This window comes from Streptomyces sp. NPDC004539, assembly GCF_040610055.1.
Taxonomy (GTDB): Bacteria; Actinomycetota; Actinomycetes; order Streptomycetales; family Streptomycetaceae; genus Streptomyces.
This window is the reverse complement of the sequence record NZ_JBEXLS010000031.1, coordinates 1-14,062: the sequence shown is the minus strand read 5'-3', so window position 1 is coordinate 14,062 and position 14,062 is coordinate 1. Positions and strand designations below refer to the sequence as shown.

General features: G+C 73.5%; 5 protein-coding genes. 3 read left to right on the top strand and 2 right to left on the bottom strand.

Annotated features, from left to right (window positions below):
- Positions 1–13 precede the first annotated feature (13 nt).
- Positions 14–184, top strand: a complete 171-nt coding sequence (locus ABZX85_RS42085; RefSeq protein WP_355881723.1) for a hypothetical protein — start codon at positions 14–16, stop codon at positions 182–184.
- Here the strand turns inward: ABZX85_RS42085 and ABZX85_RS42080 are convergent.
- Complete coding sequence (locus ABZX85_RS42080) at positions 177–1,733, bottom strand: cellulose binding domain-containing protein (protein WP_355881720.1); 1,557 nt, start codon at positions 1,731–1,733, stop codon at positions 177–179. The two genes, ABZX85_RS42085 and ABZX85_RS42080, sit on opposite strands and share 8 nt — an antisense overlap.
- Before the next feature lie 159 nt (positions 1,734–1,892).
- Positions 1,893–2,669: an alpha/beta fold hydrolase gene (locus ABZX85_RS42075; RefSeq protein ID WP_355881717.1), complete on the bottom strand. Its 777-nt coding sequence runs from the start codon at positions 2,667–2,669 to the stop codon at positions 1,893–1,895.
- Between the two features lie 212 nt (positions 2,670–2,881).
- On the opposite strand from ABZX85_RS42075, the gene ABZX85_RS42070 reads away from it, so the two are divergent.
- A complete protein-coding gene (locus ABZX85_RS42070) occupies positions 2,882–9,367 on the top strand; it encodes a type I polyketide synthase (RefSeq protein WP_355881714.1) in 6,486 nt (2,161 codons plus the stop codon).
- 67 nt (positions 9,368–9,434) lie between these two features.
- Positions 9,435–14,062 (top strand): acyltransferase domain-containing protein (locus ABZX85_RS42065; RefSeq protein ID WP_355881711.1); only part of this gene is annotated, 4,628 nt, incomplete at its 3' end.

The window sequence follows — 14,062 nt, the reverse complement described above, 5'->3', positions numbered from 1 at the left end:
ATGTCCCTCGGTCGTGCCCGCGTTCAGGGCGGGCACCGTCGCCTTCGGCCCCCGCTTCCTGACGGCCGTCAGATCCCAGGGTATCCGGGTGCTCCACCGCACCCGGCCCGGCCGGCACAAGTGCGGGGCGGGCGTGCTCGTCCGGCACTCCCGCCCCGGTTGTACGGTCGCGCTGGTCAGCTGAGTGTGCAGACGGCGTTGCCGGGCAGGCCGGAGGAGTCGCCGGTGGCGTTGAAGCCGAACGTCGTCTTCCCGGCGGGCGGGATCGCGGCGTTGTAGTCGACGTTCGATGCCGTCACCGAGGAGCCCGACTGCGTCAGTTGGGTGGACCAGGCGGTCGTCACCTTCTGGGTGCCGGGCCAGCTCCAGGCGACCCGCCACCCCTTGCTGGTGGAGGTGGTGGTGTTGGTGACGGTCACCTCGCCGGTGAAGCCGCCGGACCAGGAGCTGACCACCCGGGTGGCGGCGGTGCAGCCGGAGTTCCCGCCGCCGCCCGAGCTCTGGGTGGTGGCCGGGACGGCGACCGAGGGGGCGGACGTGCCTCCCGCGCCGTCGCGCGCCCTGACCGTGTAGCTGTAGGAGGTCGAGGCGGTCAGGCCGGTGTCGGTGAAGGACGTCCCGGTGGGGCTGCCCGCCAACTGCCCGTCGCGGTAGACCGCGTAACCGGCGGCACCGGACGAGGCGCTCCAGGACAGCGAGACGCTGGTGGCGGTGGTGGCGGTCACCACGAGGTTCGTCGGCGCGTCCAACGACCCGCCGTCGCTGGTGGTGTAGCCGACGCCGGTGTACGGCTGGGGGCATCCGGAGGCGCAGGTGCCCGGCAGCGCGAAGGTGTACGTCCGGCCGCCCTGGACGAGTTTGTCGTCGACGTCACGGACCCGGACGGTGTAGGCCGAGCCGCCCGAGGAGTTCGGGCCGATCGTGTACTGCTGCCCCAGGTCGCTGACCATGGCGGCCGACACCCACGCGGTGCCGTTGTAGTACTCGACGCCGTGGATGCCGTTGGGCAGGCGGGTGACGTCGATGGTGGGCCACCAGGACGCGGCGTTCTGGACGAAGCCGATCGCGATGTCGCCGGTGTAGCCGGGTGCCGGGATGAAGGACCAGGAGACGTGCCGGTTGTTCCACCGGTTCGGGTACATGTCCGCCACGGGCCGGCCGCCGAGCTGGAAGGAGTTGAGCGACTGGGTGGCCAGGTCGAGGTGGTACGGGTCGTCCCGGCACCAGGCGTTGGTGTCGCCGCAGCTGTCGGCGACCAGCATGTCCAGGGTCGCGCCGTTGTACTGGTCCGACGTCCAGCTTCCGCCCCGGCAGAACGCCTGGCCCGCCGCGCCGTCGTTGACGCCGGTGCAGTAGTCGCCGATGGCCACCCGGACCCAACGGCCGCAGTTGCGTCCGTTGGCGAACAGCCCCATGCTGCCGGCGCCCGCGGAGGGGATGGGACGCGCGGTGGGCTGCCCGGCGTAATTGCCGGGCGTGTTCCACACGTTGAGTGCGAGGAAGTTCTGCGACTCCAGATTCGCCTGCGGGACTCCGCACCCGCCGTACGGTGCTCCGAGGCCGTCGAAGTGCGTGGCGTTGCCGGTGTCCGCGAGGACCGCTCGCGCGGTCTGTGCGGCGGCGGACGCGGACGGCGAGCCGGTCAGGAGCGACGCCGCGAGCAGGAGCACGCCGAGTATCGCCGTGCGCAGTAATCGTCGGCGGGTGCGGTGTGCGAGAGGAACGGTGGTCACGATGGCCTCCCTGGTGCCGGGCCTGATGACCGGCACGTCGACAGTCCCGACCTCACGGTTCCCGCACCACCAGTCGGGTTCATGCCAATAATGCGACCGGAACCGCTCCGGGTCACGCCCCTCAGGGATGTCGATCGACGGCATTCACGGCGGCATCGGTCAGCGGCCCATGAAGGCGGCGAGCGTCGCCTTGATCTCCTTGATGACCTGCGGAGCCTGGCCGACGAGGTAGAAGTGGCCGCCGGAGAAGACCTCCATGCGGAACTCGCCGGTGGTGTGTTCGGACCATGCCTGGACGGAGTCGAGGGTGGCCTTGGGGTCGGCGTCGCCGGTCAGGGCTGTCACCGGGGTCTTGATGAGGTGGTAGCGCTCGGGGCGGTACAGCTCGGCGGCGCGGTAGTCGTTGCGCAGCGCGGGCAGGATCATCTGGAGCATCTCCTCGTCGCCGAGGATGCGGTTGTCGGTCCCGGCGAGGCGCTTCATCTCGGTGAGAAGAGCCTGGTCACCACCGGTATGGACGTTCTCCTCCTCCCGGAACCGGGAGGGTGCGCGGCGGCCCGACGCGAAGAGCATCACGGGCGGGACATCGGCCTCTTCGAGCCGCGCGGTCACCTCGAAGGCCAGCGAGGCGCCCATGCTGTGGCCGAAGACGGCGAGGGGGCGGTCCGTGTCGGTCTCGGCCTCGGCGAGGAGCACCGGCAGCAGCCGGTCGGCGAGTTCGGGGACGTTGTCCACGAACGCCTCCTGGCGGCGGTCCTGTCGGCCGGGGTACTGCACGGCCAGCACCTCGACGGCGGGCGCGAGCGCCTGGGAGACGGGGTGGAAGAAGGAGGCGGAGCCGCCCGCGTGCGGCAGGCACAGGAGCCGTACGGCGTCCTGGTCGGCCGGGTGGTAGCGGCGTATCCACAGAGTGCGGTCCTCGGTGCCGGCGGTCATCTGCGTCTCCGGTGCGCTCGTAACGGACGTACTCGGGGACGCTAACAGCAGGAAGCCGCCCCACTCCCCCTCACCGGACCCCTATCACCACCCGGGGCCAGGTCAGGGGTGTCCGAGCACGGACCGCGCGCCCAGTCTCTTCGGTGGGACCTCGTACGCAGGACGGCGGGGCCATCCAGCCCGCCGACTCTCCGATCCCCCGGGGGTTCTCTGTGACGGACGCAGCACCGACGGACGCGACACCGACGGACGCGGCACAGCTCGTCGAATACATCCGGCGTCTGACCGGTGACCTCCGCAGGACGCACCGCCGGGTGAAGCAGTTGGAGGACGCCGGCAGCGAACCCCTGGCGATCGTCGGGATCGGCTGCCGCTTCCCCGGCGGTGTGACGGGCCCCGACGAGCTGTGGCGGCTGGTCGACGAGGGCCGGGACGCGGTCGGCGAGATGCCGACGGGACGCGGCTGGGACCTGGACGCGATGTTCGCCCCGGACCCCGACGCCCTCGGCACGAGCCACGCCCGCGAGGGCGCGTTCCTGTACGACGCCGACGAGTTCGACGCGTCGTTCTTCGGGATCTCCCCGCGCGAGGCGCTCGCCATGGACCCCCAGCAGCGGCTGCTCCTGGAGACCGCGTGGGAGGCCCTGGAGCACGCCGGTATCGCTCCGGACTCGCTGGTCGGCAGCCGTACCGGGGTGTACGCGGGGCTGATGTACCACGACTACGCCGGTGAGCTGTCGACGATGCCGGACGAGGTGCAGGGGTTCCTGAGCACCGGCGTCGCCGGGAGCGTCGTCTCGGGCCGGGTCGCGTACGCGTTCGGCTTCGAGGGGCCGGCGCTGACCGTCGACACGGCGTGCTCGTCCTCGCTGGTGACGGTGCATCTGGCGGGCCGCGCGCTGCGGGCCGGTGAGTGCGATCTGGCGCTGGCGGGCGGGGTGACGGTGATGTCGACGCCGTCGACGTTCATCGAGAACTCCCGGCAAGGGGGGCTCGCGGCCGACGGGCGCTGCAAGTCGTTCGCGGACGCCGCCGACGGCACCGGCTGGGGTGAGGGTTCGGCGCTGCTGGTGCTGGAGCGGCTGTCCGACGCCGTGCGCAACGGCCACCGGGTGCTGGCCGTCGTCCGGGGCAGCGCGGTCAACCAGGACGGCGCGTCCAACGGGCTCACCGCGCCCAACGGGCCCTCGCAGCAGCGGGTCATCCGGGCCGCGCTCGCCGATGCCCGGCTGACGGCCGCCGACGTGGACGCGGTGGAGGCGCACGGTACGGGGACGACGCTCGGGGACCCGATCGAGGCGCAGGCGCTGCTGGTGACGTACGGAAAGGAGCGGCCGGAGGGGCAGCCACTGCTGCTGGGGGCGGTGAAGTCGAACCTGGCGCACACGCAGGCCGCCGCCGGGGCCGCCGGAATCATCAAGATGGTGATGGCGATCCGGCACGGCAGGCTGCCGCGCACGCTGCACGTCGACGCGCCGAGCACGCAGGTCGAGTGGGGCGCGGGACAGGTGGAGCTGCTCGCCGAGGCCCGTCCGTGGCCCGCCGTGGACCGCCCGCGCCGTGCGGCTGTCTCCTCGTTCGGGGTGAGCGGCACCAACGCGCACGTCGTCCTGGAGCAGGCACCCGCCCCGCAGGAGCCGGACGCGGCACGCGAACCCGTGCTGCCGGTGCTGCCGGTCCTGCTGTCGGCCCGCGACCCGCAGTCGCTGAAGGCCCAGGCGACGGCTCTGTACGAGCACCTCACCGGTGCCGACATGCCGTTGCTCGATGTCGCGCACTCCACGGCCGTCACCCGCGCCGCCCTCGAAGAGCGCGCGGCCGTCGTCGCGGACTCCCCGGACACGCTGCTGACGGCCCTCAAGGCGCTGGCCGCCGGCGACCCCGCCCCGGGTCTCCTCACCGGCCGCGCCGAAGAGCGCACCCTCGCCGTCCTGTTCACCGGCCAGGGCGCACAACGTCCAGGCATGGGACGCGAGTTGCACGACGCCTTCCCGGTGTTCGCGTCCGCGCTCGACGAGGTCTGCGCCCACCTCGACCCTCATCTCGGGCGTCCGCTCAAGGAGTTGATGTTCGCCGGGCCCGGCAGCGCGGAGGCGGCGCTGCTCGACGAGACGCAGTACACGCAGGCGTCGACGTTCGCCCTGGAGGTCGCGCTGTACCGGCTGGTCACCGGCTGGGGTGTCGTCCCGCGTCAGCTCGCCGGGCACTCGATCGGCGAGCTGACGGCCGCGCACGTCTCGGGGATGCTGTCCCTCGCGGACGCGAGTCGACTGGTGGCCGCGCGCGGCCGGTTGATGCAGGCGTTGCCGGAGGGCGGCGCGATGGTGGCGCTGGAGGCCGCCGAGGCGGAGGTCGCGCCGCTGCTCGCGGGGCAGGAGGACACGGTCGCGCTGGCCGCCGTCAACGGAGAACGGTCGGTGGTGGCTTCGGGGACGACGGCCTCGGTCGAGGCGATCGCCGAGCATTTCGCCGGGATCGGCCGGCGCACCCGGCGGCTGCGGGTGTCGCACGCCTTCCACTCGCCGCTCATGGAACCGATGCTGGAGGAGTTCCGGTCCGTCGTGCGCACGCTGGACTTCCGGCCACCGGCCGTCCCGGTCGTCTCCAGCGTGACCGGCCGGCTCCAGGAGCCGGACCAGTGGGCCGACCCCGACTACTGGGCCCGCCAGGTCCGCGACACGGTCCGCTTCCACGACGTGCTGCGCACCCTGCGCGAGGCGGGGACGACCGCCCAGTTCGAGCTGGGTCCGGACGGCGCGCTGACCGCGCTGACGGAGTCCGGTGACGTCCTGAGCGTCGCCGCCCAGCGCCGGGACCACTACGAAGTACGGTCCCTCGTCGCCGCGTTGGCCGCGCTGCACACCGGCGGCGCCACCGTCGACTGGCCCGCGTTCTACGCCGGCCGGGGCGCGGGCACGGTCCCGCTGCCGACGTACGCCTTCCAGCGGCGCGGCTACTGGCTGCGCCCCAAACCGGGAACCGGACGTACCGCAGCCGGACTCGCGGCGGCCGGGCACCCGTTGCTGACCGGAGCGACGACGATCGCCGGGACGGGGCTGCACATCCTCACCGGACGGCTCGGCCTGGACACCCACCCCTGGTTCGCCGACCACGCCGTCGGCGGCACGGTCCTCGTCCCGGGCACCGCCTTCGTCGACCTCGCCCTGCACGCGGCCCGCCTCTCGGCGACCGGCGCCGCCACGCTCACGGTCGGTGAACTCGTCCTCCAGGCACCCCTGTTGCTCCCACCGTCCGGCGGCGTCCGCGTCCAGGCCGTCCTCGCCGCACCGGACGACACGGGCGCCCGCACCTTCACGGTCGCCTCCCAGCCCGAACACGCCGACGACGACACCTGGACCGTCCACGCGGAAGGCACCCTCGGCACCGAACTCGCCCCACCCGCACAGCAGTCGGGCACGGAATGGCCGCCGCCGGGAGCGGTGGCGCTGCCCGCCGAGACCCTGTACGACGACCTCGCGGCCGGGGGTTTCGCCTACGGACCGGCCTTCCGGGGTGTACGGGCGGCGTGGCGGCTCGGCGACGACGTGTACGCCGACGTCGTCCTGCCGGAGGCCGTGTCAGGTGACGCGGACGCGTTCGCCCTGCATCCGGCGCTGTTCGACGCGGCCCTGCACGCGGCGGTCCACGCGGGCGGCGCGCTCACCGAGGGCAGTGAGGGGGGCCGGCTGCCGTTCGTGTGGGACGGCGTCACCCTGCACGCGACCGGTGCGACGGCGCTGCGGGTACGGATCACGCCGACCGGCGCCGACACGCTCGCGCTGGCCCTCGCGGACCCGGCCGGCACCCCGGTCGCGACCGTGAACTCCCTGACCGTGCGCGCCGCCCCGACGAACCTCACGCCCACGCCCAGCGCTCCCGACACGGCCGAGGGGTTGCACCTGCCGGGATGGGAGGAGCTGGCCCTGCCGGACTCCCCCGCCGTCCCGCACGAGCGGTGGTCGAAGGCCCCGGGCGTCCTGCCCGAACTGGCTGAACTGTCGGACGTCGAGGAGGACGGGACCGACGCCGATGCGGTCCTCGTCTCCCTCGACACCCCCGGCGAGGACGCCGAGGCCGTGCACCAGGCGACCGAGCACGCGCTCGGTGTCGTACGGGACTGGATCGGCGAGGGCCACGAGAAGCAGTTGGTCGTGCTGGTCCGCGATGCGGTACGGGTCGGTCACGACGACCCCGCGCCGAACCTCGCCGCCGCAGCCGTATGGGGGCTGCTGGGCTCGGCCGCGCACGAGAACCCGGGCCGGATCACCGTGCTGGACTGGGACGGCGACCCGGCGTCGGCCACCGCCGTCACGCGGGCCGCCGCACTGCCCGAACCCCGACTCGCCCTGCGGGCCGGCACCGTCCACACCCCCCGCCTGGTCCCCCTCTCCACGCACCCGGCGATGCTCCCGCCCGCCGACGGCCCCTGGGTCCTCGACCGCACCGGCGACAGCGGCACCATCGCCGACCTCTCACCGGCACCGGCCGCCGAGGACGTCACCGCGCCGCTCGCTCCGGGCATGGTCCGCGTCGACGTGCGCGCGGCGGGCGTCAACTTCCGGGACGTCGTCGTCGCCCTCGGGATGGTTCCGGGGCTGCGCGGCCTCGGGGGTGAACTCGCCGGGGTCGTACGGGAGGTCGGCCCCGGCGTACCCGAACTGCGGCCCGGTGACCGGGTGGTGGGGCTCGCGCCGCGTGCCTTCGGGCCCGTCGCCGTCACCGACCACCGCTGGCTCGCGCCGATGCCGGACGGCTGGACGTGGACGCAGGCCGCCGCCGTACCCGTCGCCTATCTGACCGCCTACTACGGTCTCGTGGACCTCGCGGACGTGCGGCCGGGGCAGAAGGTCCTCGTGCACGCGGGTGCGGGCGGGGTCGGGACCGCCGCCGTGCAGCTGGCGAGGCATCTCGGTGCCGAGGTGTTCGCGACGGCCAGCTCCGGCAAACGGGACGTGCTGCGCGCGGCCGGGCTCGACGACGCCCACACCGCCGACTCCCGCACCCTCGACTTCGCCGACCACTTCCTCGCCACCACCGGCGGTACGGGACTGGACGTCGTACTCGACTGTCTGGCCGGGGAGTTCGTCGACGCCGGGCTGCGGCTACTGCCGGGCGGCGGACGGTTCCTGGAGATGGGGAAGACCGACATCCGTGAACCGCAGGCCGTGGCAGCCTCGCATCCGGGGGTCGCGTACGCGGCGTACGACCTCAACGAGGCGCCGCCGGACCGGATGCGGGAGATGCTGCGCGCGGTGCTCGCCCTGTTCGCGGAGGGCGCGCTGACACCTCCGCCGGTCACCACGTGGGACGTGCGGCGCGCCCGGGACGCGTTCCGCGCGCTCAGCCAGGCCAAGCTGGTCGGCAAGGCCGTGCTGACGATGCCCGCGGCGCCGGACCCGGAGGGCACGTTCGTCGTGACCGGCGCGAGCGGGAACCTCGGCGGCCTCTTCGCCCGGCACCTGGTGCAACGCCACAGCGCCCGGCACGTGCTGCTGCTGAGCCGGCGCGGACCCGACGCCTCGGGCGCGTCGGAGCTGGAGCGGACGCTGCGGGACGCCGGAGCGGCCGACGTCACCACGCTCGCCTGCGACATCGCCGACCGGGACACGCTCCACGCCGTCCTCGCGGGCCTCGACCGGCCGGTGACGGCCGTCGTGCACACCGCCGGCATCCTGGACGACGGACTCGCCACCGGGCTCACCGAGGAACAGCTCCATCACGTGCTGCGGCCGAAGACGGACGCCGCCGTCAACCTCGACGAGGTGCTGCGTGAACTCGGCCACGACCCGGCGCTGTTCGTGCTGTTCTCCTCCGCGTCCGGGCTCACCGGCAACCCCGGCCAGGCCAACTACGCCGCCGCGAACGTCTCGTTGGACGCGCTCGCCGCCCGCCGCCGCGCCGCCGGACACGCGGGGCTCTCGCTGGCCTGGGGCGCCTGGGAGACCTCCGGCGGCATGACGGCCGCGCTCTCCGACACCGACCAGCGCCGCATCGCCCGCTCGGGGCTGCGCGCGCTCACCCCGGAACACGGGCTCGCCCTCTTCGACGCCGCGCTCGGCGCCGACACCGACACCCTCGCCCCCATCGCCCTCGAACCGGCCGCACTGCGCGCCCAGGCCGAGGCCGGCACCCTGCCGCCCCTGTTCCGGGGGCTGGTGCGCGCGCCCTTGCTGCGCCGCGCCGCCACCGGTCCCGGCACGGCAGAGCCCGACCTGGCCGCACGCCTCACGGCGCTGTCCGACGCGGAACGCGACCGCCTGCTGCTCGACCTCATCAACCGGCACACCGCGACCGTCCTCGGCCACGGCACCCCGGGAGCCGTCTCCGCGCACCGCACCTTCCGCGAACTGGGCTTCGACTCCCTCACCGCCGTCGAACTGCGCAACAGCCTCGCCTCCGCGACAGGTCTGCGGCTCCCCGCGACCCTCGTCTTCGACCACCCGACCCCGCAGGCCGTCGCCGCCCTGCTGCTGGAAGGGCTCGCTCCTCCCCCGGCCTCCCGCGCTCAGGACGCGCTCGCGGCACTCGCCACGCTCACCGCGGCACTCGCCGAGGTCCCCGCCGACGACCCCGAACGCGACCTCCTCGACGAACGGCTGCGCCGGCTCTGGGAGAACCTGCGGGAACCGGAGACGGCCGTCGACGAGGACCTGTCCGACGACGACCTGTTCGCGCTGGTCGACGAGGGATACCGCTAGAAACCCCCGCGCCGCACACCCCCGCCGAGCCCCTGCCTTCTCCCCGCCCCGAGGAAGTGACGCCCGCATGTCCAGCACATCCGCCGTCGAGGAGTCCGACAGCAACGAGAGCCGTCTGCGCGACTACCTCAAGCGGGCCGTCGCCGACGCCCGCGACCTGCGCGAGCGGCTGACGGCGAGCGAGAGCAAGGGCCGGGAGCCGATCGCGATCGTCGGCATGGCCTGCCGCTTCCCCGGCGGCGTGACCGGCCCCGACGACCTGTGGCGGCTGGTGTCCGAGGGCCGGGACGGCGTCGGCCCGATGCCCCGGGACCGAGGCTGGCCGGTCGAGGACCTGTACGCGGACACGGACGGCATCAACTCCTCCACCACCCTCGAAGGCGGCTTCCTCGACGACCCGGCGGGCTTCGACGCCGAGTTCTTCGGGATCTCCCCGCGCGAGGCGCTCGCCATGGACCCCCAGCAGCGGCTGCTTCTGGAGACCTCCTGGGAGGCGGTGGAACGAGCGGGGCTCGACCCTGCGAGCCTGCGCGGCTCCCGGACCGGCGTCTACTTCGGCGGCGGCTCGGAGGATTTCGTCGGACTCCTCACGATGCTCCAGGACACCGACGACCCGCCGTCGCTGACCGGTATGACCAGCAGCGTCATGTCCGGCCGGGTCGCCTACACGCTCGGCCTCGAAGGGCCCGCGCTGACGGTCGACACCGCCTGCTCCTCCTCGCTGGTCTCCCTGCACCTCGCCGTGCAGGCGCTGCGCTCCGGCGAGTGCGACATGGCGCTCAGCGGCGGGGTGACCGTCATGGCGACGCCCAGCATCTTCCCGGAGTTCGCGCGCCAGGGCGGTCTGGCCTCCGACGGCCGCTGCAAGGCGTTCGCCGAGGCCGCCGACGGCACCGGGTGGGGCGAAGGGGTGGGGGTGCTCCTGGTCGAGCGCCTCTCGGACGCGCGGCGCAACGGACACCCGGTGCTGGCGGTCGTACGCGGCAGCGCGGTCAACCAGGACGGCGCCTCCAACGGCCTGACCGCCCCCAACGGCCCCTCCCAGCAACGCGTCATCCGCGACGCGCTCGCGAACGCCGGGCTCGCCCCGGACGAGGTGGACGCGGTCGAGGCGCACGGGACCGGGACGCGGCTCGGGGACCCCATCGAGGCACAGGCCGTCCTCGCGACGTACGGACAGTACCGGCCCGCCGAACGGCCGCTGTATCTCGGGTCGTTGAAGTCCAACATCGGTCACACCATCGCCGCCGCCGGCGTCGGGGCCGTCATCAAGACGGTGCTGATGCTGCGGGAGGGGGTGCTGCCGAAGACGCTGCATGTGGACGAGCCGAGCAGGGAGGTCGACTGGACGGCCGGGGCGGTGGAACTGCTGACCGAGGCGCGGGAGTTCCCGGAGACCGGGCGTCCTCGTCGGGTCGGTGTCTCCTCGTTCGGGATCAGCGGCACCAACGCGCATCTTGTGCTGGAGCAGGGGGACGAGGCCGAGGAGACGACGGACTCCGGTACGGGCGCTCTGCCGGTGCCGTGGGTGTTGTCGGCGCACAGCGAGGCGGGGTTGGCGGCGCAGGCGCAGCGGCTCGTGGAACACCTCGACGCAGAGCTGGACCCGCTCGACGTCGCGGCTTCTCTTGCTGTGTCGCGTGGGGGGTTGGGGTGCCGTGCGGTGGTGGTGGGGGCCGGGCGGGAGGAGTTGGTGCGGGGGGTTGCCGCTGTCGCGGCGGGGTCTGCTGATCCGGGTGTGGTGCGGGGGCGGGTGGGCTCGGGGGGTGTGGTGTTCGTGTTCCCCGGCCAGGGATCGCAGTGGACGGGGATGGCGGTCGAACTCCTCGACTCCTCTCCGGTGTTCGCGGCACGGATGGCCGAGTGCGAGGCGGCGCTGTCGGAGTTCGTGGACTGGTCGCTGACTGATGTCCTGCGGGAGCAGGGTGAGTTGGTGCGGGTGGACGTGGTCCAGCCGGTGCTGTGGGCGGTGATGGTGTCCCTGGCCGAGGTGTGGCGGTCCTACGGGGTCGAACCGGCGGCTGTAGTGGGTCATTCGCAGGGGGAGATCGCGGCGGCTGTGGTCGCGGGCGCACTGTCTTTGGAGGACGGTGCGCGGGTGGTGGCTCTGCGGTCGAAAGCGATTCTCGCGATCTCCGGGAAGGGCGGCATGGTCTCCGTCCAGCTCCCCGCCGACCGTGTGCGCGAGGAACTCGCCCGCTGGGAAGGCCGGATCGACCTCGCAGCCGTCAACGGACCCACCTCCGTCGTCGTCGCGGGTGACACCGAAGCACTCGACGAACTTCTCGCCTGGGCCGAAACAGACGGGGTGCGGGCGCGGCGGATCGCCGTGGACTACGCCTCCCACTCCGCCCACGTCGACGCCGTACGCGAGGAGTTGGCGGAGCTGCTGAAGGACGTGTCGCCCCGGGAGTCGGGGACCGCGTTCTACTCGTGCGTGAGTGCGGGGCGGACGGAGACCACAGGGCTCGACGCCGGGTACTGGTTCCGCAACCTCCGCCAACCCGTCCGCTTCGAGGACACCACCCGCGCCCTCCTCGAACAGGGCCACACCCTGTTCATCGAGGTCACCCCCCACCCCGTCCTGACCACCGCCGTCCAGGAAACCGCCGACGACACCGGCCACACCGTCACCACCACCGGCACCCTCCGCCGCGACGAAGGCGGACTCCACCGCCTCCTCCTCTCCCTCGCCCACGCCCACACCCACGGCGCATCCATCAACTGGACCCGCTGGTTCGAGGGAAGTTCACCCCGGCGCGTCGAGCTGCCGACCTACGCCTTCCAACACCACCGGTACTGGACGGAGTTGCCGGTCTCGCGGGCAGGGGACGCGGGCGCGTCCGGTCTCGGGCGTGCCGGGCATCCGCTGCTCGGGGCGGTCGTGGAGCCGGCGGAGAGTGAACGGTTCCTGTTCACCGGCCGGTTGTCGACGCGGGAGCAGGCGTGGGTCGCGGATCACACGGTGTTCGACACGGTGCTGCTGCCCGGCACCGCCTTCGTGGAGCTGGCTCTGTGGGCGGGTGAGCAGGCGGGGGTCACCGGGCTCGACGAACTCGTGCTGGAGGCGCCGCTGGTCCTGCCGCCGTCCGGTGGCGTGCATCTTCAGGTCGCCGTGGACGAGCCGGACGAGGAGGGGCGGCGAGCCGTGCGCTTCCACTCGCGGCCCGACGGCGCGGACGGAGAGGCGTGGCTCCGGCACGGCAGCGGGGTGCTCAGCCCGAGGCCCGAGCCCGAGCCGGAGTTCGGCCTGGACGTGTGGCCGCCGGCCGGCGCGGAGCCGGTCGATCTCGACGGGGCCTACGCCCGGATGGCCGAGGCCGGTTTCCGGTACGGTCCGCTCTTCCAGGGGTTGCGGGCCGCCTGGCGGCGCGGCGGTGAGGTGTTCGCCGAGGTCGAGACCGGGACCGAGTCGGGAAGTGCCGCGTTCCTGCTGCATCCGGCGCTGCTGGACGGCGCGTTGCACGCGGCCGGTCTGCTTCCGGACGGTCAGGGGGCGGGTCTGCCGTTCTCCTGGTCCGATGTCGCCCTGCACGCGACCGGGGCCACGAGTCTGCGGGTCCGGCTCGCGCGGTCCGGTTCCGGCGGACTGACGCTGTACGCCGTCGATGCGCTGGGGGCGCCGGTGGTCAGCGTCGGTGAGCTGGCCTTCCGGCCGGTCAGCGCGGGGCAGTTGACCGCGCCGGGCGGTGCGAGCGGCTCGCTGCTGACGGTCGTCTGGCCCGAGCTGGCCAAGGGTCGTCCGGCTGCCGGTGTCTACGCGGCTGTCGGTGCCGGTGGCCCTGAGGGCGTGCCGGTGCATGAGACCTTCGACGAGGTCGAGGGGTCCCCTTCCGCCGTCGTCGCGGTGTGTCCTGTCGAGGCTGTCGCCGGTGAGGAGGCCGAGGCCGCCGAGCGTGCCTGCGTCTGGGGGCTCGGGCTGGTCCAGGAGTGGCTGGCGAAGGAGCGGCCCGGGGTGCTCGTGGTCGTGACGCGGGGGGCGGCGCCCGTGCCGGGTACCCCGGTCACCGCGACCGGTACGGCGCATGCGGCGCTCGCCGGACTCTTGCGGTCGGCGCAGGCGGAGGAGCCGGGGCGGATGGTGCTCGTCGACGTCGTCGACCGGTTCACCTCGGCGGGTGTCGACGCGGCGCTGGCCGCCGGGGAGCCCGAGGTGGCGCTCCGGGATGGCGTCGTGCACGGCCGTCGGCTGGAGCGTGCCGCCGGGCAGGCGCTCGACGTGCCGGCCGGTCATGAGCAGTGGCGGCTGGACGTCACCGAACCCGGCTCCTTCGGCGGTCTCGCGCTCGTCCCCGACAGCGAGGGAACGGCCGGACTCGCGGCCGGTCAGGTGCGGGTGGCGGTGCGCGCGGCCGGGATGAACTTCCGGGACACGCTCATCGCGCTCGGCATGTATCCGGGCGGGGCGCGGCTGGGCAGCGAGGGCAGCGGTGTCGTCACCGAGGTCGGCCCGGGGGTGACCCGGTTCGCGGTCGGTGACCGGGTGATGGGGACGCTGGACACGTCGTTCGCGCCCGTGTCCGTGGCCGACGCCCGGTTGCTGGCGCCGGTGCCGGAGGGGTGGAGCGAGGTCGACGGGGCCGCCGCGACGGTGGTCGCGCTCACGGCGTACTACGGGCTGGTGGATCTGGGCCGGCTGGCGGCCGGGCAGCGGGTGCTGATCCACGCCGGTGCCGGCGGGGTCGGCACGGCCGC